A 21,307-nucleotide genomic window follows, 5' to 3' on the forward strand; every position below is an offset into this window, starting at 1 on the left:
CGTCCCCGGGTCTCCCGTCGGAAGGCGGACGCTCAGTTCCCCCCGTCCTCCTCGCGGCGGCGCCCCGCGAGCAGGCGACGGTTCACGGTGCCGCGAGCCCGACCAGCGCGGCGGCCGCCTGAACGCCGCGGACAAATCTCAACGATGAGGCAATCCACAGGACAAGCACCGGCAACGGCCCCGACACATCAAAGTCCGAAGAGGCAAAGTGAAGTCGGGCAATCGACCGCGGGCTACTTCCCGGGCAGACGCTTGTTCAGAGGCGGTCGTGCCCCCCCGGCCGCCGACTCGCTAAACTTCGTCGCCGCAACGTCCTCCGCACCCGCCGCCCGTTCTCGATGCACATTCTCCTCGCCAATCCCCGCGGTTTCTGTGCCGGGGTCAACATGGCGGTGGACGCGCTCGACCTGGCGGTCGAGCGGTTCGGCGGCGGCGGCCCCCGCGGCGGGGAAGGGATCTACGTCTATCACGAGATCGTCCACAACAAGGCGGTGGTCGAACGGTTCACGTCCGCCGGCGTCACCTTCGTGGAGCACGTGGAAGACGTGCCGGAGGGCAGCGTGCTGATGTACTCCGCCCACGGCGTCAGCCCGGAGATCCGCGAGGCGGCCAAGGCCCGCAAGCTGTTCACCATCGACGCCACCTGCCCGCTGGTGACGAAGGTGCACATCGAGGCGATCCGCTACGCGAAGGCCGGGTACCACATCATGTTGATCGGGCACGAGGGGCACGACGAGGTGATCGGCACGATGGGCGAGGCGCCGGAGAGCATCACGTTGGTGGACTCCCCCGAGGAGGTGGACGCCCTGTCGTTCCCGCCGCGGCCGGACGGTTCGCCGGCGCCGCTGGCCGTGCTGACGCAGACCACCCTGTCCGTCGACGAGGCCGGCCGCGTGATGAAGCGACTGCGGGAGCGGTTCCCGCACCTCGAGACGCCGCGGAAGGAAGACATCTGCTACGCCACGACGAACCGGCAGGAGGCCGTCCGCAAGCTGGCGGAACGCAGCGATCTGCTTTTGGTGCTGGGCAGCAAGAATTCCTCCAACAGTCTGCGGCTCGTGGAGATCGGCCAGGAATGCGGCATCCCGGGCCATCTGCTGGACGGTCCGGACGAACTGCGGGACGAGTGGTTCCTCAACTCGGCAGGCGAACCGTTCGCCACGGTACTGGTCACCGCCGGCGCCAGCGCCCCGGAGCGGGTGGTGACCGGCGTCGTCGAGGCCCTACGGGAGCGATTCGGGGCGACGATCAGCGAGGAAACGCTGCGGACCGAGCACGTCCGCTTCCCGCTGCCCAAGGAACTGCGGCCGGAAACCCCCGGCAAAACGGTCGTGACGTTGCAGGCCTGAGCCGTCCGGCCGCCGTTCAGCGGTCCGTCCGCTCCGCTAGGTGGACGATCGCCTGCAGCCCGACCGAGGCCCCATGCAGGAGAAAGCCGACGCCGGCGGCAAAAGCGGCGACGGCCAATCCGCCGAGATTGCCTGAGAGCAGCGCGACCGCCGTGGCTGCGAACGCCGTGAAATACGCCAGAAGCGCCGTGGCCTTCAATAACTTGGCGACCGTTCTCCCTTCCTCTCCGGCGGCGAACCCTTCCAACAAAGGTTCGGCCGGCTGTGGCGGGAGCGCTTCGTCCATCGCGGGGCGGAGGTGATCGCGGAGCGGAGAGGGCCGAGCGGGGTCGCTCGGAAGGCGAACCGAACGGGTTCGGGCGGTGTCGGCCCCCCGTGGGGTGGACGACCGAGGACGTTGGATCGTAACATCCCGCCCCGCTCCCGGCCGCAGGGCCGAGCGGAACCGACTGGAGAGTTGCCGGAGTGGTCGATCGGGCAGGATTGCTAATCCTGTGTACCTTTCGGGGTACCGGGGGTTCGAATCCCCCACTCTCCGCTTGAGGTTGGACGACGGCGTCGGGGGAATCGGCCCCCGACGCCGCCGCTCCGCCCGGAGCAGCCGGGCACTGCGGGAACAGGTCTTCCGCGACGGTCGCCCCTCGGCGGTTGGTGTACCCTGACGGCAGGACCGGGCTTCCCCCCGTGTGCCGGCGTCGGCGTCGGCTTAAAAGGAGACTCCGCCCAGTACCCTCTCGGGATCGGCCGATGCCTCCTCCCGCCGCTGCGTCGCCCCCCGCCGCGACGCCCCGCTGTCCGAGTCTGCCGCCCTGTTGCGACGGCGACGGCTCGTTCCTTCCGGAACCGCCCTCGGCTGCGGCGCCCCCCGGCGACGGCGTGTCCCGCCGTACGTTCCTTGGCGCCGGCTCCGCGGGCGTCGCCCTCGTCTCCTCCCGCGGGGCGAACCCCGCCGCCGCGGCGACCGACGCGGACGGGGAAGCGACGGAGAACGGCGCCCCCGTTCGCTTTACTCTCAACGGCGAACAGCGTTCCGAAACGCTAGACCCGCGGGTGACCCTCGTCGACCTGCTCCGCGAGCGCCACGGCCTGACCGGCACCAAAAAAGGCTGCGACCACGGGGCCTGCGGCTCGTGCACGGTGCACATCCAGCGACCAGGCGACGAGGCCCCGACCCGGCAACTCTCCTGCCTCACGTTCGCGGCGACGCTCGACGGGGCGAAGGTGACGACGATCGAGGGTCTCCCCGCCGCGGTGGGGGCGAAGGGCGAGGTGCTGCATCCGCTCCAGGAGGCGTTCCTCCGCTGCGACGCCTACCAATGCGGCTACTGCACGCCGGGGCAGATCATGAGCGCCGCCGCCCTGCTGAAGGAGGACCCGGCCGGCGGCGGGCACGCCGGCAGCCGGGAGATGGTCCGCGAATGGATGAGCGGCAACCTCTGCCGTTGCGGGGCCTATCCGAACATCGTTTCCGCCGTCCGCCAGACCGCCGGCGAGGAGCCGGAGGAGGACCCGTCCGCCGCCGTCGTCATTCTGTCGTCCGGCGACGCCCAAACCTCCGGGGAGAGCTGACCGATGGTGCCCTTCACGTTCTCCTCGGCCGCCGATCCGGCCGCCGCCGCCCGTCCGTCCGCCGCTTACCTGGCGGGCGGGACGACGATGGCGGACCTGATGAAGCTGAACGTCCTCACGCCGGAGGAGGTGACGTTCGTTCGCCCGGCGCTCTCGGCGGAGGTGACGAAAACCGACGACGGCCTGCGGGTCGGCGCCGGGTGCACGATGGCGGCGCTCGCCGATCACCCGCTGGTGCGGTCGAACCTGCCCGCGGTGCGGCACGCGCTGATCCTCGCGGCCTCCCCGCAGATCCGCAACATGGCGACCGTCGGCGGGAACCTGCTCCAACGGACCCGCTGCCCGTACTTCCGGCACACGGAGTACCGCTGCAACAAGCGGGAACCCGGCTCCGGCTGCGACGCTCAGGAGGAGGGGGCGGATCGTTCCCTGATGGCCGTGCTGGGCGTGTCGGACCGCTGCATCGCGAACTACCCGGGCGACTTCGCGGTCGCCTTCGCCGCCCTCGGCGGCTCCGTCAAAACGGAGCGCCCGGACGGCGGCCGCACGATCGCCGCGACCGACCTGCACCGGCTCCCCGGCGACACGCCGGAGATTGAAACCGTCCTGCGGCCCGGGGAACTGATCACGCACCTGACCCTGCCGTTCTCGCCCGCCGCGGCGAACGGCTGGTACTGCAAAATACGGGAGCGCAGCAGCTACGCCTTCGCCCTCGCCAGCGCCGCCGTCGGTCTGGAGTTGGACGGGGACAGGGTGAAAAGTTGCCACATCGCCCTCGGCGGGGTGGGCGTGAAGCCGTGGCGGTCCCCGGAGGCCGAAGCGACCCTCACCGGCAAAGCGGCCACCGACGAGCAATTCGCCGCCGCCGCCGAGGCCGCCCTCGCGGACGCCGATCCCCCGAAGGGCACGGAATACAAGGTGACCTTGGCGAAGCGAACGCTCGCCTACGCCCTGCGGCGCCTCCGCGACGACGGCCCGCCGGACGACGCCACGTTGTTCGCCCTCCAGCACGGCCGCGACGTCGGCTGAACCCCGTCCGATCCGCCCGCCGCCGCGGCGTCCCCGCTCCCTGTCCGCCCCCCGCCGATGTTTTTCGCCGACCAGCCCGACACGGCGTTCGCCCCGCTCCCGCGTCTCGCCGACGACACCGGGGCGGTCGGCAAACCGCGGACCCGCCGCACCGGCCGGGCGAAGGTCACGGGCACGGCGGCCTACACCGCGGAGCGCGACGGGAAGCACAGCCCGGAGAGTTTCCCCGGCCTGCTGCACGCCGTCGCCGTGCCGGCGACGATCGCCAAGGGCCGCGTGACCGCCATCGACGCCTCCGCCGCCGAGGCGATGGCCGGCGTCCGCCATCTGCTCACCCCGGCGAACAGCCCGAAGCTGAAGGTGCCCAGCGGCCCGCCGGGGTTGGGCTTTCAGAGCGTCGAACCTGCCGGCCCCGCCGGGGCGGAGTCGCAGGAGATCGTGCACGCCGGGCAGTACGTCGCCGCGGTGATCGCCGACACCTTCGAGGCCGCCCGCGACGGGGCGCTGGCGGTGAAGGTGTCCTACGAGGCGGACCCGAACCCGTTGATCGCCGTCGAGTCCGTCAACGGCACTCAGGAACGCCCGAAGAGCCTGATGGGCGACCCGCCGGTGATGGAGGAGGGCGACGCCGAAGCCGCCCTCCGGGAGGCGACGCTGCGGGTCGATCAGCAGTTCAAGACGGACCCGAACCACCACAACCCGATCGAGCCGCACGCGACGATCGCGGTCTTCGGCAAGGGGGAGGACGGCGGAGAGACCCTCAGCGTCCGCGACACGACGCAGAACCTCTACGGGACCCGCAGTTCGCTGGCCGAGGCGTTCGGGCTCAAGCCGGAGCAGGTCGAGGTGGTGTGCGAGTACGTCGGCGGGGCGTTCGGTTCCAAGGGCGTGATGTGGCCGCAGGCGCTGCTGGCCTGCAAATGCGCCAAGCTGGCCGGGGCGCCGGTCAAACTGGTCGTCACTCGGCGGCAGCTCTACGGCGGCACCGGGTATCGCTCCCCCACGCTGCAACGGGTGGCCCTGGGGGCGAAGGAGGACGGCACCCTGACGAGCATCGTGCACGAGGGCTTCACCGTCACCAGCATCCGCGACGACTACAGCGACGCCGTCGTGATGGCGACGAAGATCCTATACGCCGCCCCCAACCGCCGGCTCGCGCAGCGGATGGGCCGGGTGAACACGCAGTTGCCCACCTTCATGCGGGCGCCGGCGGAGACGCCGGGCATGTTCCCGCTCGAATGCGCGATGGACGAACTGGCGGAGGCCGCCGGGCTGGACCCGGTCGAACTGCGATTGCGGAACGAGCCGAAAGAGGACCCGACGACCGGCAAGCCGTTCTCGAACCGGCAGTTCGTCCGCTGTCTGCAGGCCGGGGCGGAGCGATTCGGCTGGGCGGACCGCCCGCTCCAACCTCGGCAGCGGCGGGACGGGCGGTGGCTGATCGGCACCGGCGTGGCCGCGGCCACCTATCCGGCGTTCGGCTTTCCCACGGAAGTCGAACTGACGATCCGGGCCGACGGCGGCGTGCGGGCGCTCTGTGCGACGCATGAACTCGGCACCGGCACCGCGACCGTGCAGGAACAGACCGCCGCCGACCTGCTGGGCGTGCCCGCGGGCCGGGTCACGTTCGAACTCGGCACCACGGCGTACCCCAAGGGCGGCGTCTCCGGCGGCAGCGCCACGACGCTCTCCGTCGGCTCCGCCCTCCGCGACGCCGCGGAGAAGTTGAAGGCGGCCCTGTTGAAGCACGCCCCCAAAGATTCGCCGCTGGCCGGGGCGAAACCCGCCGACGTCACCTTCGCCTCCGGCAAACTGGTGGTGACGGAATCGGAGAAGGGCCTGCCGCTCGAGGATCTGATCGAACAGTCCGGCCGGGAGGAACTCTCCGCCAGGGGTAGCTACGCGCCGGGCAAGAGCGACTACTCCAAGCACAGTTTCGGGGCGACCTTCGTCGAGGTCGGCGTCGACGAAGAGTTCGGCCTGGTCCGCGTCCGGCGGATGCTGGGGTGCTACGCCTGCGGGACGATCCTGAACCGCAAGCTGGGCCGCAGCCAGTTCCTCGGGGGCATGGTGATGGGCATCGGTTCCGGCCTGCTGGAGGTCACCCACCACGACACGCGGCTGGCTCGCTGGACAAACGACAACCTCGCCGAGTATCACGTGCCCGTGAATGCGGACGTGCCGGACCTCGACGTGATGTGGATCGACGACCCGGACTTCAACGCGTCTCCCATCGGAGCGAAGGGCATCGGCGAGATTGGCATCACCGGCGTCAACGCAGCCCTCGCGAACGCGGTCTGGCACGCCACCGGCCGGCGGCATCGCTCCTGCCCCGTCACCCCCGAAATGGTGATGGCTTGACGCACCTGCCGATCCTGACCCGGGTCCCCGGTCCGCGTGCTGGCGTGCGCGAGCCGGCGGGCGACGTTCCGGAATCGGCCGTCCTGGTGGATCGCTTTGACCGAAGGTTTCGCAGCCTGCGGGTGTCGCTCACGCCGGCCTGCAACTTCGCCTGCGTGTACTGCCGACCGGCGGATCACCGCACGTTTCAACACGGCTCGGCGCTGCTCAGCCTCGGCGAGATCGCCCGGGTCGTCCGGACCGCAGCGGGGCTCGGCTTTCGCAAGGTGCGACTGACCGGCGGGGAGCCGCTGGTTCGCCCCCACGTGCCGGATCTCGTCGCGGATCTCAAAGCGATTCCCGGCATCGCCGAGGTCGCCCTGACGACCAACGGCTCGCTGCTCCCCCGACATGCGGGCCGGTTGAAGTCGGCGGGATTGGATCGGGTGAACGTCTCGTTGGACTCCCTGAACCGCGAGGCCGCGGCGAAGCTGGCCGGGCGGGACGTGCTCGCCGAGGTGCTGGCCGGGTTGGAAGCGGCCGCGTCGACCGGGTTGCCGGTCAAGTTGAACGTCGTGCCCGTGCGCGGGGTGAACGATCACGAGGCGCTCGATCTGGCTCTGTACGGAGCCGAACGCGGCTGGGAGGTACGGTTCATCGAATACATGCCGATGGGGCGGGTTGCCCAATCGCTGCCGGACGCCACCGTCCCCACCGCCGAGCTGCGGGAGCGGCTCGCGGAGCGGTTCGACCTGCACCCCGACCCGTCCGTGTCGGCCAGCGACCCGGCCCGCCGCTGGGTCTGCCGCCGCACCGGGGCCCGGGTCGGGTTCATCTCCAGCCTGACGGAGAACTTCTGCGGGGCCTGCGATCGCATGCGGCTCACCGCCGAGGGGCAACTGCGGCCCTGCCTGCATCAGGACGCGGGGGTCGACGTCCGCGGCCCGCTCCGCGCCGGCGCGGATGACGCCGCGTTAGCCGTCCTCTTCAATAGGGCGGCCGACGCAAAATGGGCCGGCCACGAGATGACCGCCGCGGAGCCGCGGTTTTCCGAGCGGGACATGATCTCGCTGGGGGGCTGACGCGGTGCGGAGCCTGCGGGAGGTCCTCGCCTTCGCCGATCAGCTCGAACCGGGCGAGGCCGCCGCGGTCTGCACCGTCGTGCGGGTCACGGGCAGCGCCTACGGCCGGCCGGGGGCGCGGCTGATTCTCACGCCCGACGGCCGGCGGGCCGGATACGTTTCCGGCGGGTGCCTGGAAAAAGAACTCGCCCGGCGGGTCTGGGACGCGACGGCCGAAGGCCCCCGCACGCTCGCCTTCGACACCCGCGGCAACCCCCGCGACCCCGGCGGGGCCTACAACGCCGGCTGCGACGGCGTGATCGAGGTGCTGTGCGAACGGCTCGACGGGCAGGGGGCGGACGCCGATCCCGGCGGTCTGCGGGCGGTGCGGCGGGCCGTGGAGACCGGCGAGCCGGTGCAGCGCACGGCCGGAGGGTTCGACGAGACCATCGAACCGCCGCGGCCGCTGACGATCTTCGGCGCCGGCGACGACGCGCGTCCGCTATGCGAACTCGCCGGCGTGATGGGCTGGGCGGTGACGGTGGTCGCGAAACAGCCGGACCTCGCCCTGCCGGCCCGCTTTCCCGACGCGGTGCGGGTGCAGTGCGCCGATCCGGCGTCGGTTCTCGACTCGCTCCCCCTCCGCCCTCACGCCGCGGCGGTGGGGCTGACGCACGACTACGAGGGCGACGTCCGACTGCTGCCCGGGTTGTTGAACAGCGAGATCGGCTACGTCGGCCTGCTGGGTCCGAAGCGGCGGGCCGGCCGATTGATGACCGACCTGCACGCGCTCGGCCGTTTGCCCGCGCCGGACCGGCTTGCGAAGCTCCGCACGCCGGTCGGCCTCGATCTGGGGGCGAGAACCCCCGAGGAGATCGCCGCGGCGGTCGTTGCGGAGATCGTCGCCCACTTCCGCGGCCGCGACGGCGGGTTCCTCTCGAACCGTGACGCCCCGATTCACGACCCCGCCGGGCCGTGATCGCGACGAGAGTCGGCGGCGGGCTCCCGTGTCCGCTGGGCAAACGCCGCCTCAGCCCCACAATGCGTTGATGTCCCGCCCCGGCCCGCCGCAGAAGCTCGAACCGGTCGACGACTGTGCGGCGATCGTGCTGGCCGCGGGGGGGGCGAGCCGGTTCGGCTCGCCCAAGCCGCTGGCTCCGTGGGGGGACGACACGCTGCTTGGGCACGCGGTCGCCGTTGCTGAGGCGGCCGGTTGCTGGCCGATCGTGGCGGTGGTGGGCTGCGAGGCGGCGGCGGTCGCGCGTGCCGTGCCCGCGGCCGCCGCGGTGGCGATCAATCCCCGCTGGGCGGCAGGGCAGGGGACGAGTCTGGCCGCCGGGTTCGAGGCCCTCGCCGGCGGCCAGGAGCCGAGCCGCACGCTGATCCTCCCCGTCGATCTGCCCCGGATCGAAGCCGACGACCTGCGACGGATCATCGACGCCAGCAAGGCCGACGGAGCGGTCGCCGCCGCGGCCAGTTTCCCCGACGGTGCCGGGGGCGAGGCGTTCGGTCCGCCGGTGTGCGTGACTCCGTCGCTCTATCCCGCCCTGCGGGCGTGCACGCCGGAGGGCGGAGCGAAGCCGTTTCTGGCCGAGTTGGGGGACGGGCTCGTCCGCGTGCCGCTGCCGGCGGCTGCGGACGATGTGGATACGCCCGCTGATCTCGCCGCCGCTCAATCCGCCGCGTCGCCATGATCGATTCACTCGCTCCGGCCGCCGCCCGCCGCACGGTCGCGGTGCGGCTGTTCGGTCCGCAGGCCCGATTGGCGGAGGCGGATCAGATTGCCGTCCTCCTGACGGAAGGCGCGACCGTGGCCGAACTGCGTGCGGAACTGTCCGCGGCCTGCGAGCCGCTGCGAGCCTCGCTGAAGAGCAGTCGAATCGCCGTCGATCACGAGTACGCCGGCGACGCGGACGTCATCCCGCCGGGTGCGGAAGTAGCGCTGATCGGCCTGGTGAGCGGCGGATGAGCGCTGCGTTCTCCCCCGTTCTTCTCCATGAGGGACCGCTGCCGAACGACGGGCCGGCGTTCGCGACCGGGTGCGGGGCCGTGCTGACGTTCGAGGGCGTCGTTCGGCCCTCGGAGCCGGATGGGGAGGCGGTGCGACCGCTCGCGGCGCTGCGTTATGAGGCATACGAGCCGATGACGACGCGGGAGCTGGACCGCCTGCGGGCGGCCTGTGCGGCGGAGTTCGGGGCAACGCTGGCGGTGGAGCACAGCGTCGGCGTGGTGCCGGTCGGGGCGTGCAGTTTTCGACTGCGGGTGGCGACGCCGCACCGGGCGGCGGCTCTGGCCTGCTGCGGAGCGTTCGTCGATCGCATGAAGCGGGACGTGCCCCTCTGGAAGGTCCCGGTGTGGGCGTGACGACGGCCCACCCCGTCGCCGGGTCCGCGGACGCGGCGGGGGTCGATGCGTCGGACAGGTTGCGGTTCGGCCCCGCCGAGTGGTCCGGCGGTCTGGGGGACCTCGGCACGTTCCTGCCGGTGACGGTGTCGCTCTGCCTCGTGTGCGACCTGAACCTCGCGGCGGTGATGATCTGGGCGGGCGTGCTGAACGCCGTCACCGGTTTGCTGTTCCGCCAGCCGATCCCCGTGCAGCCGATGAAGGCGATCGCGGCGCTGGCGATCGCCGGCGGCCTGAGCGCCGGGGCGGTGCGGACCGCCGGGATGGGGACCGGGCTCGTCGTGCTGCTATTGGGCGTGCTCGGCATCGCGGACCGCCTCGGCCGCTGGGTGCCCGCGGCGGTGGTGCGGGGGCTGCAACTGGGCGTGGGGGCGGCGCTGGCGATTCGCGGCGGCGTGTGGCTGCTGGAGGACGCCTCGGCGTTCTGGCTGGCCGCCCCCGTCGCCGCAGCGGCGCTGCTGGCGCCGCGGTGGCCGCGGGTTCCGCTGTTGGTCGTCGTCGTGGCCGCCGGGTTGACGGCCGGCGCCCTGACGGAGACCGCCGCGGTCCCGGCCCCGCCGTTCATGACGCTCCCCACCGCGGGGGAGTGGCGCACGGGGCTGCTCGAACTGGCGCCGGCACAACTTCCGCTCACGCTGCTCAACAGCGTCGTCGCGGTCTGCGTGCTGTCCGCCGATTACTTCCCGGGACGCGGCGTGTCGCCGGGCAAGATGGCGACCTCCGTGGGAGCGATGAACCTGCTCTCCGTGCCCTTCGGCGGGATGCCGGTCTGCCACGGGGCCGGGGGGCTGGCGGCGCAATACCACTTCGGCGCCCGCACCGGCGGGGCGGTCGTCGTGCTGGGCGGACTGAAGATCGCCGCCGGGCTTGCCCTGCTACTGGTCCCGGCGGGAGCCATCACGGCGTTCCCGCGACCGATCCTCGCCGTGCTGCTGATCGCCGCGGGCTGGCGTCTGGCCAGCGCCGCCGGGGCGATTCGCGGTCGAGCCGGCACCGGCGTGACGGTGGTCACCGGGGCCGGCGTGGCCTTCGCCGGCACGCTGTGGGGCGTCGGCGGGGGGCTGGCGCTATGGGCCGTCCTGTGGACGGCCGAACGGGTTCGGCACCGCTCTCCCAAGGAGAGCGGCTAACCGAGCCGGCTCACCAGCTGGCTTTGGTCATGCCGGGGATCAGGCCGTCGAGGGCCATGTCCCGCAGCATGATGCGGGAGATCTGGAACTTGCGGTAGGTGCCCCGCATCCGGCCGGTCAGCTTGCAGTAGCGACGGTAGCGGGTGGGGCTGCTGTTCCGGGGCAGGGCGGCGAGGCCGTCGTAGTCGCCGGCCGCTTTCAGCTTGGCGCGCTTGGCGGCATAACGCTCGATCAGCCGAGCGTTCCGCTTCATTTTCTCAATCTTGCCCTTGGAAGCCATCGAGCGGGGTCCCGCGGCGCGGGAGTTCTAATCGTGGGGAATGTACGGGAGGACAGCGGACGGACCGGCCGCGGGTCGAGCATCATAGGGACGCGGCCCGTGACCGCAACCGCGGTCAGGCCTCCGGCGAAGCCCGCTTCCCCGTTCTGCGACAGGCGTCGGAGCAGAAGCGGACCTGATCCCAGTCCCGCTCCCACTTCTTTCGCCAGCGGAAGGGCCGCCCGCAGACTGGGCAAACCTTCGTCGGCAGGTCGCGCGGGGCGGGGGAGCGGGGCACAGAGGAAAACGGACGGGCGCGGGCGTGATTGACCGGAGGGGGGCGGGATCTTACCGTCCTCGATTCGCCCCGGCGGCCGGATCGCCGCCCCAGTCTTTGCACAAAGCGACGGATGAAGTCCGAAGAGCGGCAGGCCCTCCAGCAGAACGAACTGGAGCAGGAATACGTCGGCCACCTCAAGCCGTTCCTGGAACAGTACGGCCGGCTGGTCGCGCTGGCCGCGGTCGCGCTGGTGCTGCTGTTCGTGGCCGTCAGCGTCTGGCTGGGCGCGGGTCGCAGCAACCGCGAAGCCGGTTGGCCGGCGCTGTTCGAGGCGCAGAGCGTTGCGGAACTCGAAGCGGTCGCCGACGAGGAACTCAGCGGCACCACCAACGCCACCGCCTGGGCCCACCTGCGAGCCGGTAACGCCTTCCTGTCCACGGCGTCCGGCGCCGCGTTCACCGATCGGAAGGGGGCGGAGGACGGTCTCGCCTCCGCTCGCAAGCACTTCGAAGCGGCCCTCGCCGCTGAGGACGCCCCGTCCGCGCTGCGGGCGCAGGCCCTCTACGGACTGGCGAGCGTCGAGGAGGCCAGCTCCTCCGGCGACGTGAAGGCGGCGACCGACCTCTACAACCGACTGATCGCCGACTACCCGGACTCCCCGCTGGTCCCCGCCGCGGAACTGCGTTTGGAAGCTCTGAAGCGGCCGACCACCGGGCCGTTCCTCGCCTGGTTCGACAAGCAGGCGCCCCAGCAGGACGACCTCGCCCGTCCGCTGGACAACGTCACCCCGGACGAGGACGACGCCCCGCTGCCCGGCGTGGACGCCGCCGCCCCGTCGACGCCCCCCGCCCCGACCCCGCCGGCCGGGGACGAACCCGCGACGGCGGACGAGGCGCCGGCCGACCCCTTCGAGGGGGAAGGGGACGCTGAGGCCCCCATGACGGAAGAAACGCCCGAGCCGGTGGCGAGCGAGTCGTCCGAGACGACCCCGGAGCCGACGCCGGCACCGAACACGCAACCTGAGGGCGAGTCGGCGCCGGAATCCGGCGGCGAGAGTCCCGAAGAAGACGAAGCCCCGGCTCCCGGCGGTGACTGACGCGGAACGACGGACCCTCGTCGTCGGCTCCGACGAAGCGGGCGAACGAGCGGATGTGGCGTTGGCGGGTCTGTTCCCGGAGCACAGCCGCTCCGCATTGCAGAAAGCGGTGAAGGCCGGGGCGGTGACGCTGAACGGCGGGCCGGTCAAAAGCGGCCATCGGCTGCGGGAAGGGGACGTCCTCAGCGGCGCCGCCCCGGAGGCCGCCGCCCCCACGGTGCCGGCCGAAGACCTGCCGATCGACGTGCTGTTCGAGGACGAGAGGCTGATCGTCGTCAATAAGGCGGCGGGGATGATCGTGCACCCCGGCCGCGGGAACCCCACCGGCACCCTCGCCGCGGCGTTGCAGCATCGGTTTGACACCCTCTCCGACGCCGGCGGGGCGCACCGCCCCGGCATCGTGCATCGGCTGGACCGCGACACCAGCGGGGTGCTGGTCGTGGCGAAGGACAACCCGGCCCACGCCGCCCTCAGCGATCAGTTCGCCGCCCGCACGGTGAAGAAGGAGTACGCCGCGATCGCCCGCGGCGTGCCGGGGTTCGATTCGGACTGGATCGAAACCCACGTCCGCGTGGATCCGCGAGTCCGGGAGCGGATGCAGGTCTGCGAAGCCGGCGGGAACGCCCGGTCGGCCCGGACGTTCTACGAAGTCGCCGAACGCTTTGCGCCGAAGGGCGGCCGGGGGACCGGGCACACGCTGTTCCGCCTGTTCCCGCACACCGGCCGCACGCACCAGTTGCGGGTGCACCTCCGGCATCTCGGGCACCCGATCGTCGCCGACAACGTCTACGGCGGCGGCAAATCGTTCACCGTGGCGGAGGCCCAGGGCGAAACCTCCCCCGGCGGCCGCACGCTGATCCGCCGGCAGGCCCTGCACGCCCGGCGATTGGAATTCGATCACCCCGCCAGCGGCGAACGGCTTTCCTTCGAGGCGCCGCTGCCGCGGGACATGACGGCGGTCCTCGACGCCCTCCGTGAGCCCCGCTAGCCTGCCTGGCATGCACCTCGCCCGCTTCCAGACCGCCGCCGACGCCCCGCCGCAGGTCGGCCTGTCGAACGGGGAGGGCGGGATCGTCGCCCTCGGCACCGCAGGCGACGGGCTGACGCTCTCCGACCTGCTGCACGCCGACGACCCGGCCGGCCGCGTCGCCGCCTGTCCAAGCGGCGAGACCTTCGCCCTGGCGGACGTCCGTCTGCTGCCGCCGGTCGAACGGCAGGAGGTCTGGGCGGCGGGGGTGACCTACAAACGCTCGCAGGTCGCCCGGATGAGCGAATCCGAGGCCGCCGCGGATCACTACGACCGCGTCTACACCGCGGCCCGGCCGGAGATCTTTTTCAAGTCGACCGCCGGCCGCGTTGTGGCGGACGGCGAACCGATTCGGGTGCGGTCCGACAGCCGCTGGACGGTGCCGGAGCCGGAACTAACGCTGCTCGTCGCCCCGGACGGTCGCATCGTCGGGTACGCGGTCGGCGACGACGTTTCCGCACGGGACATTGAGGGCGAGAACCCGCTCTATCTGCCGCAGGCGAAGACCTACGACGGCTCCTGCGCCCTCGGTTCCACCGTGCTGCTGGCCGAGGGGCCGCTGGATCTGCCGGCAACGACGATTACGCTGACGATCGAACGCGACGGAGCGACGGCCTATGAGGACCGCACCGACCTGTCCCAGATGAAGCGGTCGCTGGAGGAACTCGTCGCCTGGCTGACGAAGGAGTACTCGATCCCCGACGGCGCCGCCCTGATGACCGGCACCGGGCTGGTGCCGCCGGACCAGTTCACCCTGGAGCAGGGGGACGTCGTCACGATCAAGATCGCCGGCGTCGGCACCCTGCGGAACCCGGTCACGCGGGGCTGAGGGCGTCCCGCGGGGCGGGCCTCACTGCTGCTGGCTTTGCGAGGGCTGGTAGGAATAGCTGTGGCCCTCGGTCATGACCACGTCGAGGTCGAAGTCGATGGTGGTCTCGGCCTGCCCGCTGTAGCCGCCGGAGATGGGCATGCAGAACTGGGGGTCCGCGGAGGCCGTCACGGTCACGTGCCGATCCGCGACGGCGAGGCCGCGGGTCGGGTCGAACGCCCGCCAGCCGCCGCCGGGCAGGAAGACCTCGGCCCAGGCGTGCAGTTCCGGTTCGCTGCCGCCCTCCGGCGGGCTCGTGTAGCCGCTGACGAACCGACAGGCGAGGTCCTGCGTCCGACAGGCGTCCATGAACAGCACCGCGAGGTCGCGGCAGGCGCCGCCGCCTTCCCACACCTCCGCGGGGGTGAACGGCTCCCCGGTCTCCCGATAGCGGACCGGGCAGCGACGGTGGATCTCGTCGTTGAGCGCGGTGAGGAACTTCATCGGCTCCGGGTTCTGCTCCGCCAACTTCGCGGCCATCTTTGCGACGGGGTCGCCGGCCGGGATCTTGCCGGGCACGCGAGCCATCGAGGGGATGAGCAGGGGGCCGAAGTCCCCGTAATCGATTGGCAGGTGAGTGGATTGGATGAGGAAGTCGAACGGATTCTCCCGCACGATCTCCACCGTCAGCAGTGCGGTGATCGTCAGACGGTCCGTCTCTCCGGCGAACCAGACGACCTCCGTCGCGTTGCCCTCGGCGTCGAGGTCCTCGGTCCGGCCGACCGGCTGGGGGTCGATCGAGAGGGTGTGGGCGACGCACCGCTGGCCGGCGCCGTCGCGGGGGCGGAACCGCAACGTCTGCGGGCCGAGGGCGACCGGACTGCTGTAGCGGTACCGGGTGGAATGCCGAACGTTGAAACGCACCGAGAGCTTTCAGGACAGATGGGCCGGGACGAGCGCGTCCTCCGGCCGTACGAGAGGCAGGCCCGCATTCTATCCGTCGCGGTGGACGCGAACCCGGATAAACCCGGGCGGCGCCGTCAGGTGCCGTACCGATCCGGCCGGTGGGCTTCGAACACGTCGCCCCACTCGGCGGGCACCAGTTCTCGCAGCGGCTCCAGCCACGTGCTGGGGATCTGGCGGATGCTGCTCCGCAGGCGGTCCTGCCACCAGTCCGTGATTTCGGACAACTCCGCCTGGGTGAACCGCCGTTCGATCGTGCGGAATCCGTCACGTTTGTAGAGCACGATGTCGATCGGCGGCCCGACGTCCGCGGCGCTGATGCGGGTCGAATCGAAGGCCAGACAGCCGACCTTCAGCGCGAACCGCATCGGGTCCTCGTACTTCAGGGTGCGGTCCAGCACCGGCTTGCCGTACCCGCCGGCGCCGATGATCTGATAGGGCGTGTCCCGCTCCACCCCGACCCAGTTCCCCTCGGGATAGACGAGGAACAGGCGGTGCTGATCGTCGCCGTGCATCTGCCCGCCGACGAGGGCGTGGATGTTGAGGTCCAGCCCGGAGTTTCTCAAAGCCTCGCCGTCCTCCTTCGCCACCTTGCGGATCTGGGCGGCGAGCAGGTTCGCCACTTCGAACAGCCGGTTCTCCACGGTGCGGCCGGGGCGGGCGATCTCGTCCTCGAAGTAGGTGAGGGCTTTGTCCCGGGCGCTGCGGAGACCGCTGGTCATCACGAAGCAGGAGCCCGCCGGCCGACCGCGACCGTGCGACTGAAAGCCCGGGGCGTCCTCAGCGAGGGGCGGAAAGTCGTAGACGGAGACCTTCTTGGCGGCGATGACTTCGCTGCCGGTCGTCACGCGGGTGTCGGAGAGGCCGACGATGCCGTCCTCAACCTTCATCGCGAGACAAAACGTCATGGGCGGGGCTTCGGCAGGCGACGGCGAACCGTCGGCGTAGAAATCGTGGGGAGGGAATCGCCGGCGAGAGTATCGTCCCGCGGTCGGGGTTCAGTGTACCGCGGGCTCAGCCCGGTTGCGGAGCGAAGAAGGTGTCGTAGACCGCCTTACCCGTTTGATTGAGCTGCCGCTGCGTCGAGTCAAGGAATTCGTGCATGCCGCCGGCGACGATCTCGTCGGCCCGCGTGAAGGCCAGCCGGGCGTGGAGCTTGCCGAGGTGCTGCTCCGCCGGGCTCGCAAAAGTGCCCGACGGCGTGCCGGTGATCGCGTGCAGGGCGCCGTCCGCCTGCGCCAGGCAGAACAGCACGCTGCGGGGGAACTGCAAGTCGAGCACCAGAAAGTCGACCACGTCCCGCGGCGTGATCCGCCCGTGCTTCTGGCGGTACATCTGGAGGGCCCCGGCGCTGCGGAGCAGGGCGGCCCACTGGAGCGAATCGAACGGCGTGCCCACGTCCTCCGGTTCGGGGAGGAGCAGGTAGTACTTCACGTCGAGGATGCGGGTCGTCTTGTCCGCCCGCTCGATGCAGCGGCCGAGCCGGCAGAACTGCCAGGCCTCGCCGTGCGTCATCGTGGCGTCGGTGACGCCGAGGAACTGCTGGCCGGCTTGGCGGACCTTCTCGAAGAACTCGTGCGGTTCGGCGACCGGCCCCTCGCCTTTGCGGGCGTCGCAGGCTTCAGAGACCATCAGGTGGAACTGGTTCAGGTGCTCCCACATCTCCTCGGAGATGCACTCCCGCACGGTGCGGGCGTTTTCGCGGGCCGTCGCCAGACAGCTCCGCACGCTGTTGGGGTTCTCGGCGTCCAGGGCGAGGAAACGGATGACGTTCCGCCGAGTCGCCTCGCCGTACCGCTTGGAGAAGGCGGCGTCGTCCCCGCTGGTGACGACCAGCGGGTGCCACTGCTCCCCCTCGCCGCCGCGGTCCGGCAGGTCGAGGGAGAGGTTCAGGTTCACGCCGATGAACCGCGCGACGTTCTCCGCCCGTTCCACGAGGCGGCTCATCCAGTAAACCGATTCGGCGACGCGAGACAGCATGGAACTAAGTGAGGGGGAGGGGGGATGCGGGAGGAGAGGACGACGAACGGGGGCGGGCGAGGGACGCCTCCTCACTCCTCGCCCTCACCTTTCGCCCTCCCTTCGCCGGACAGGACCCAGGTGTCCTTGCTGCCGCCGCCCTGACTGCTGTTCACGACCAGCGAGCCGGGCGTGAGCGCCACCCGGGTCAGGCCGCCCGGCAGCACGTAGGTCTCCGGGCCGCGGATGATGAACGGCCGCAGATCGACGTGCCGGCCGGCGAGGTTCAGGGACCCGTCCGGCGCCGGATCGCAGAGCACCGGCACGCGGGACAACGCCAGCGTCGGCTGGGCGATGTAGTCGCGGGGGTCGTCCTTGATGCGGGCGGCGAACTCCTCCCGCTCCGCGGCGCTGCTGGCCGGGCCGATCAGCATGCCGGACCCGCCGCTCTCGTTCGCCGGCTTGACGACCATCGTTTCGAGGTTCGCCAGCACGTGCTTCAAGCTGTCCGGGTCGCCGCAGCGGAACGTGGGCACGTTCGGCAGGATCGGGTCCTCGTTCAGGTAGTACCGGATCATGTCCGGCACGTAGGTGTAGATCACCTTGTCGTCGGCCACGCCGGTGCCGGGGGCGTTGGCGAGGGCGACGCGACCGCTACGGTAGGCCTCCATCAGACCCGGCACGCCCAGCAGGCTGTCCTTGCGGAAGGCGGCGGGGTCGAGGAACTCGTCGTCGATCCGGCGGTACAGCACGTCGACCCGCCGCGGGCCGCGGGTGGTGCGCATTTGCACGAACCCGTCCCGCACCACGAGGTCCCGGCCCTCGACCAGCGGGATGCCCATCTGCTGAGCGAGGAAGCTGTGCTCGAAGTAGGCGCTGTTGTAAATGCCGGGGGTGAGCACCGCCGCGACGGGGTCCTCGACCCGTCCGCCGCACAGCCAGTGCAGGCACTCCAGCAGGCGCCAGGGGTAGTCGTCCACCGGGCGGATGTCGTTATCAGTGAACAGCCCGGGGAAGGTCTGTTTCGTCAGCCGGCGGTTCTGGAGGACGTAGGAGACGCCGCTGGGCACCCGCAGATTGTCTTCGAGAACGTACAGGGTGCCGTCACTGTCGCGGACCAGATCCGTCCCGGTGATATGGCACCAGACGCCCCGCGGGGGTTTGAGGCCCATGCAGGCCTTCTTCAGCCCCTCGCCGCTCTCCACCGCCGACCGCGGCACGACGCCGTCGTTGAGGATCTTCTGATCGCCGTACACGTCGCCGATGAAGCGGTCCAGCGCGACGATGCGCTGCTTCAAGCCGCGTTCGACGGTCCGCCACTCCTCCGCGGTGATGACCCGCGGGAGGATGTCGAACGGGATGATCCGTTCTTTCCCGCGGGCGTCGCCGTAGACGCTGAACGTGATGCCCAGCCGCCGCATGGCGGTCTCGGCGGCGGCCTGCCGCCGGGCGAGGTCGCCGGGGGCCAGCTCCGCGATCCGTCGGCAGAGGCGATCGCTGGCCGGGCGGGGGGTCAGGTCCTCGGCGACCGTTTCGTCGAAGAACCCGCCGAGATCGTAATCGCGAAAGAGCTCCGCCGGGTTCGGCGCAGGCGAACCCGTGGACTGTGATTGGGCTTGAAACATTGGGAGCATGGCAGTTCCGACGCGGGGTGAGCGGCCCCGGCGTGTCGGCCGGACGGGCCTCCAGCATAGCGAACCTCTGGGGGTTCACCCAAACTGCCCGGCTCTCTCCTGCCAGTTCGTGCCATGCAATCCGCCGCCCCCGTCACATTCGACGCCATCCCGGACGTCTCCGGCGAGAATCGCGATCTCCGCTTCCGCCCGGGCGACCCGACGACCGCCACGGCGCTGTCGCCGGAGCAGGTGGCGGCGTTCAACGACCGCGGCCACGTCGCCCCGCTGCCGGCGTTCGAACCGGCGGAGGCGGATCGGATCCGGGCCTACTTCGACGGCCTGCTCGCCCAGGCGTTGGCCGCGGGAAAGGACAGCTATTCGCTCTCCACGGCCCACCTTTCTCACGGCGGCGTCTACGACCTGCTGACGCACCCCACGCTGGTCGCCTACGCGGCGGACCTGCTTGGAGAGCACGTCGTGGGCTGGGGTTCGCACTTCTTCTGCAAGATGCCGGGCGACGGCACGGCGGTCGGCTGGCACCAGGACGCCAGCTTCTGGCCGCTCTCCCCCAGTCATGCGGTCACCGTCTGGCTGGCGATCGACGACGCGGACGAGGGCAACGGCTGCATGCGGTTCCTCGCCGGCTCGCATCACAGCGGGCACCTCACCTACCGGGAAAGCACCCCGGAGGATCACTCCGCCCTCAATCAGGTCGTCCCTAATGCGGAGCAGTACGGCACGGAGGTTCTGGACGAACTGCGAGCCGGCACGTGCAGCGTGCACAGCGATCTGCTGCTGCACGGCAGCGAGGCGAACCCCGGTCCCCGCCGCCGCTGCGGACTGACGCTGCGGTACTGCTCCGCCGGCGTGCGGGCCGGACAGGGCTGGAACGCCAAGGGCGTGGTGGTGCGAGGCGAAGACCCCTCCGGCCACTGGGCGAATCCGCCGCGGCCGGCGGGGCCCGGGTGGGGGTGAGGAGGACCGCCGCCGGGGCGGTGGCTCAGCCGACGACCTGCACGTTGGAGATGCGGAATCGGCTGGCTGGCTCGGCGGGGATGCGGGAGAGATCGACCGACAGATCCTGCGGCGGCACTTCGTACCGCACGGCGTCGAGCAGCAGGCCGAGCGACGATCGCAGCAGGGCCAGCGTCGCGTCTTCCCCGGGACAACGGTGTCCCTCCCGCTGCGGCCCGCCGCCCTGCGGCACCAGCGCGTGGGGGCAGGCCCCGCCGCCGGCGAAGCGATCCGGCCGAAATGTTTCGGGATTGCCCCAGGCGTCGGCGTCGTGGTTCGTGCCGTACAGGTCGAGCAGGACCCATTCGTCGTGTTCAAAGCGCCGCCCGCGCCACTCGAACGGCTCCCGCACCCGGCCCCCCACCGCTGGAAAGAAGGGGTAGAACCGGCGGACCTCTTGGGCGAACGCCTGTTTCGCCCGGTCGTTTGCGCCTCCGTTCGTCAGCGATTCCCGGCTGTCCGGATGTTCGTGCAGGGCGAGGGCGGCGAAGGTGATGAACCGGGCGACCGCCACGACCGGACGGGTCAGGTTGAGTAGTTCGACAGCGGCGACCGCTTCGTCCAGCGGCTCTCCGTTGGCGTCCCGGTAAGCCGCGAGCCGGGTGAGGGGGGAGTCTGCCGACCGGTTCGTCTCGGCCCGAGCCGCCCGGATGCGGTCCCGCGCCCAACGCTCAGTCCGCTGACGCAACCACTGGCCCCGCCAGTGCCGCGGGCCGACAGCGCCGGCCCCGTCGATCATCGCGGCGAACTCGCGCGTCCGCTCCTCCGCCGCCTCGCCCGTCACCGGGGCGCCGACCCACGCGCAGCCGGCCCGCGTCAGGATTCCCTGCAGTTCGCCCAGCAGTTCGACCTCGCCATCCGTGGCCCATCGCTCCGCGGCGGCCCGAAACTCCCGCTCGAACCGACCGACCAGATTGTGCACGGACTCCGCGGACAGGATCTCGAGGAACAAGCCCTTCCGACGGCGGTGAGCATCCCCGTCGAGCGTCTGCACGCTGCCGCGGTCCTGGAGCAGGGTGAGCGCCGTCGCCGGCACTGCCCCCTGTCGGGTGAAGCGGCCGGGGGTGTAGAACATCTCCGCCGCCTCCCGCCCTCGCACGCAGATTGCCGGGCTCAGCATCAGCCGGCAGCGGAATGCGTCCGTGTTCAGCCGCCGGCAGCGGTTCGAGATGAACTCGTATCCCTCCCTCAGTAGACCGAGGGAGCTGTCCGGAGCGGAGACGCGACGAAAGGAGGACATTCCAGGAGCCTGCGGGACGGCGGGCGGCCAACCTCCAAGCTAGCCGGCGGCCGGCGTCGTCGACCCCCGGAGTCCCCCCCGCGTCGGGCGGCGCTCGCCCTGAGATCCGCCGGAGGGCGCCGCAGAGGCCCGCCGCCGCCGCGTTCCGCTTAGAATGCCGCGTC

22 protein-coding genes and 1 tRNA gene are annotated in these 21,307 nt (G+C 71.1%); 15 read left to right on the forward strand and 8 right to left on the reverse strand.

All coding sequences use genetic code 11. From position 1 onward, the window contains the following. Nucleotides 1–338: 338 nt before the first annotated feature. Nucleotides 339–1,349 carry a 4-hydroxy-3-methylbut-2-enyl diphosphate reductase gene (ispH, locus tag CA12_RS17570; protein WP_145360302.1) on the forward strand — a complete coding sequence of 337 codons (1,011 nt, stop codon included), beginning with the start codon at nt 339–341 and terminating at the stop codon, nt 1,347–1,349. A gap of 16 nt (nt 1,350–1,365) precedes the next feature. On the opposite strand, the gene CA12_RS17575 is transcribed toward ispH, so the two are convergent. Beyond that, nucleotides 1,366–1,635: a hypothetical protein gene (locus CA12_RS17575; protein ID WP_145360303.1), complete on the reverse strand. Its 270-nt coding sequence runs from the start codon at nt 1,633–1,635 to the stop codon at nt 1,366–1,368. 165 nt (nt 1,636–1,800) lie between these two features. On the opposite strand from CA12_RS17575, the gene CA12_RS17580 reads away from it, so the two are divergent. From CA12_RS17580 to CA12_RS17625, 10 genes are all read left to right on the forward strand, one after another. Beyond that, nucleotides 1,801–1,887: transfer RNA gene (locus CA12_RS17580), tRNA-Ser, on the forward strand. A 338-nt stretch (nt 1,888–2,225) separates the two neighbouring features. After that, nucleotides 2,226–2,918 carry a (2Fe-2S)-binding protein gene (locus CA12_RS17585; protein WP_242687997.1) on the forward strand — a complete coding sequence of 231 codons (693 nt, stop codon included), beginning with the start codon at nt 2,226–2,228 and terminating at the stop codon, nt 2,916–2,918. A gap of 3 nt (nt 2,919–2,921) precedes the next feature. Continuing rightward, nucleotides 2,922–3,947, forward strand: coding sequence for an FAD binding domain-containing protein (locus tag CA12_RS17590; RefSeq protein ID WP_145360305.1), 1,026 nt, complete (start codon nt 2,922–2,924; stop codon nt 3,945–3,947). Between the two features lie 57 nt (nt 3,948–4,004). Then, nucleotides 4,005–6,308: a xanthine dehydrogenase family protein molybdopterin-binding subunit gene (locus CA12_RS17595; protein WP_145360306.1), complete on the forward strand. Its 2,304-nt coding sequence runs from the start codon at nt 4,005–4,007 to the stop codon at nt 6,306–6,308. Nucleotides 6,309–6,394: 86 nt separating this feature from the next. Further along, nucleotides 6,395–7,369 (forward strand): GTP 3',8-cyclase MoaA, encoded by a 975-nt coding sequence (gene moaA, locus CA12_RS17600; RefSeq protein ID WP_207622031.1) that lies wholly within the window; start codon nt 6,395–6,397, stop codon nt 7,367–7,369. Nucleotides 7,370–7,373: 4 nt separating this feature from the next. Continuing rightward, a complete protein-coding gene (locus tag CA12_RS17605; RefSeq protein WP_145360307.1) occupies nt 7,374–8,327 on the forward strand; it encodes an XdhC family protein in 954 nt (317 codons plus the stop codon). Nucleotides 8,328–8,397: 70 nt separating this feature from the next. After that, on the forward strand, nt 8,398–9,042 hold the full coding sequence (locus CA12_RS17610) for a nucleotidyltransferase family protein (RefSeq protein WP_145360308.1): 645 nt from the start codon (nt 8,398–8,400) through the stop codon (nt 9,040–9,042). Next, on the forward strand, nt 9,039–9,317 hold the full coding sequence (locus tag CA12_RS17615) for a MoaD/ThiS family protein (RefSeq protein ID WP_145360309.1): 279 nt from the start codon (nt 9,039–9,041) through the stop codon (nt 9,315–9,317). Before CA12_RS17610 ends, CA12_RS17615 begins: the two co-directional genes overlap by 4 nt. After that, nucleotides 9,314–9,712 carry a molybdopterin synthase catalytic subunit gene (locus CA12_RS17620; RefSeq protein ID WP_145360310.1) on the forward strand — a complete coding sequence of 133 codons (399 nt, stop codon included), beginning with the start codon at nt 9,314–9,316 and terminating at the stop codon, nt 9,710–9,712. Before CA12_RS17615 ends, CA12_RS17620 begins: the two co-directional genes overlap by 4 nt. After that, a complete protein-coding gene (locus CA12_RS17625; protein ID WP_165700839.1) occupies nt 9,709–10,881 on the forward strand; it encodes a putative sulfate/molybdate transporter in 1,173 nt (390 codons plus the stop codon). The genes CA12_RS17620 and CA12_RS17625 overlap by 4 nt, the downstream gene beginning before the upstream one ends. A gap of 10 nt (nt 10,882–10,891) precedes the next feature. On the opposite strand, the gene rpsN is transcribed toward CA12_RS17625, so the two are convergent. Further along, nucleotides 10,892–11,134, reverse strand: a complete 243-nt coding sequence (gene rpsN / locus CA12_RS17630; protein ID WP_390614123.1) for a 30S ribosomal protein S14 — start codon at nt 11,132–11,134, stop codon at nt 10,892–10,894. A gap of 142 nt (nt 11,135–11,276) precedes the next feature. Beyond that, a complete protein-coding gene (locus CA12_RS17635; protein WP_145360313.1) occupies nt 11,277–11,438 on the reverse strand; it encodes a DUF2256 domain-containing protein in 162 nt (53 codons plus the stop codon). A 112-nt stretch (nt 11,439–11,550) separates the two neighbouring features. Here CA12_RS17635 and CA12_RS17640 point away from each other — a divergent pair, with 112 nt between their 5' ends. From CA12_RS17640 to CA12_RS17650, 3 genes are read left to right on the forward strand one after another with little or no spacing between them, the layout of a single operon-like run. Next, nucleotides 11,551–12,516, forward strand: a complete 966-nt coding sequence (locus CA12_RS17640; RefSeq protein WP_145360314.1) for a tetratricopeptide repeat protein — start codon at nt 11,551–11,553, stop codon at nt 12,514–12,516. Further along, nucleotides 12,509–13,504, forward strand: coding sequence for an RluA family pseudouridine synthase (locus tag CA12_RS17645; RefSeq protein ID WP_145360315.1), 996 nt, complete (start codon nt 12,509–12,511; stop codon nt 13,502–13,504). Before CA12_RS17640 ends, CA12_RS17645 begins: the two co-directional genes overlap by 8 nt. Beyond that, nucleotides 13,491–14,372 (forward strand): fumarylacetoacetate hydrolase family protein, encoded by an 882-nt coding sequence (locus tag CA12_RS17650; protein WP_242687999.1) that lies wholly within the window; start codon nt 13,491–13,493, stop codon nt 14,370–14,372. Before CA12_RS17645 ends, CA12_RS17650 begins: the two co-directional genes overlap by 14 nt. 21 nt (nt 14,373–14,393) lie before the next feature. Here the strand turns inward: CA12_RS17650 and CA12_RS17655 are convergent, their stop codons facing one another. From CA12_RS17655 to CA12_RS17670, 4 genes are all read right to left on the reverse strand, one after another. Next, on the reverse strand, nt 14,394–15,275 hold the full coding sequence (locus CA12_RS17655; RefSeq protein ID WP_145360316.1) for a transglutaminase family protein: 882 nt from the start codon (nt 15,273–15,275) through the stop codon (nt 14,394–14,396). A gap of 116 nt (nt 15,276–15,391) precedes the next feature. Continuing rightward, nucleotides 15,392–16,222 (reverse strand): hypothetical protein, encoded by an 831-nt coding sequence (locus CA12_RS17660; RefSeq protein WP_207622032.1) that lies wholly within the window; start codon nt 16,220–16,222, stop codon nt 15,392–15,394. A gap of 106 nt (nt 16,223–16,328) precedes the next feature. Beyond that, complete coding sequence (locus CA12_RS17665) at nt 16,329–17,294, reverse strand: alpha-E domain-containing protein (protein WP_145360317.1); 966 nt, start codon at nt 17,292–17,294, stop codon at nt 16,329–16,331. A 71-nt stretch (nt 17,295–17,365) separates the two neighbouring features. Continuing rightward, the gene (locus CA12_RS17670; RefSeq protein ID WP_145360318.1) at nt 17,366–18,898 is read right to left on the reverse strand and encodes a circularly permuted type 2 ATP-grasp protein; all 1,533 of its coding nucleotides are present in this window, start codon (nt 18,896–18,898) and stop codon (nt 17,366–17,368) included. A 123-nt stretch (nt 18,899–19,021) separates the two neighbouring features. Here CA12_RS17670 and CA12_RS17675 point away from each other — a divergent pair, with 123 nt between their 5' ends. After that, nucleotides 19,022–19,864, forward strand: coding sequence for a phytanoyl-CoA dioxygenase family protein (locus CA12_RS17675; protein ID WP_145360319.1), 843 nt, complete (start codon nt 19,022–19,024; stop codon nt 19,862–19,864). A gap of 25 nt (nt 19,865–19,889) precedes the next feature. On the opposite strand, the gene CA12_RS17680 is transcribed toward CA12_RS17675, so the two are convergent. After that, nucleotides 19,890–21,143 carry a cytochrome P450 gene (locus CA12_RS17680; RefSeq protein WP_145360320.1) on the reverse strand — a complete coding sequence of 418 codons (1,254 nt, stop codon included), beginning with the start codon at nt 21,141–21,143 and terminating at the stop codon, nt 19,890–19,892. Nucleotides 21,144–21,307 lie beyond the last annotated feature (164 nt).

It is taken from the genome of Alienimonas californiensis, from assembly GCF_007743815.1.
GTDB lineage: Bacteria > Planctomycetota > Planctomycetia > Planctomycetales > Planctomycetaceae > Alienimonas > Alienimonas californiensis.

Coding starts and splice junctions, on each gene's coding strand:
- ispH (WP_145360302.1), top strand. CDS start 339: ATGCACATTCTCCTCGCCAATCCCCGCGGTTTCTGTGCCGGGGTCAAC.
- CA12_RS17575 (WP_145360303.1), bottom strand. CDS start 1,635: ATGGACGAAGCGCTCCCGCCACAGCCGGCCGAACCTTTGTTGGAAGGG.
- CA12_RS17590 (WP_145360305.1), top strand. CDS start 2,922: ATGGTGCCCTTCACGTTCTCCTCGGCCGCCGATCCGGCCGCCGCCGCC.
- CA12_RS17595 (WP_145360306.1), top strand. CDS start 4,005: ATGTTTTTCGCCGACCAGCCCGACACGGCGTTCGCCCCGCTCCCGCGT.
- CA12_RS17610 (WP_145360308.1), top strand. CDS start 8,398: ATGTCCCGCCCCGGCCCGCCGCAGAAGCTCGAACCGGTCGACGACTGT.
- CA12_RS17615 (WP_145360309.1), top strand. CDS start 9,039: ATGATCGATTCACTCGCTCCGGCCGCCGCCCGCCGCACGGTCGCGGTG.
- CA12_RS17620 (WP_145360310.1), top strand. CDS start 9,314: ATGAGCGCTGCGTTCTCCCCCGTTCTTCTCCATGAGGGACCGCTGCCG.
- rpsN (WP_390614123.1), bottom strand. CDS start 11,134: ATGAAGCGGAACGCTCGGCTGATCGAGCGTTATGCCGCCAAGCGCGCC.
- CA12_RS17640 (WP_145360314.1), top strand. CDS start 11,551: ATGAAGTCCGAAGAGCGGCAGGCCCTCCAGCAGAACGAACTGGAGCAG.
- CA12_RS17660 (WP_207622032.1), bottom strand. CDS start 16,222: ATGACGTTTTGTCTCGCGATGAAGGTTGAGGACGGCATCGTCGGCCTC.
- CA12_RS17665 (WP_145360317.1), bottom strand. CDS start 17,294: ATGCTGTCTCGCGTCGCCGAATCGGTTTACTGGATGAGCCGCCTCGTG.
- CA12_RS17670 (WP_145360318.1), bottom strand. CDS start 18,898: ATGTTTCAAGCCCAATCACAGTCCACGGGTTCGCCTGCGCCGAACCCG.
- CA12_RS17675 (WP_145360319.1), top strand. CDS start 19,022: ATGCAATCCGCCGCCCCCGTCACATTCGACGCCATCCCGGACGTCTCC.
- CA12_RS17680 (WP_145360320.1), bottom strand. CDS start 21,143: ATGTCCTCCTTTCGTCGCGTCTCCGCTCCGGACAGCTCCCTCGGTCTA.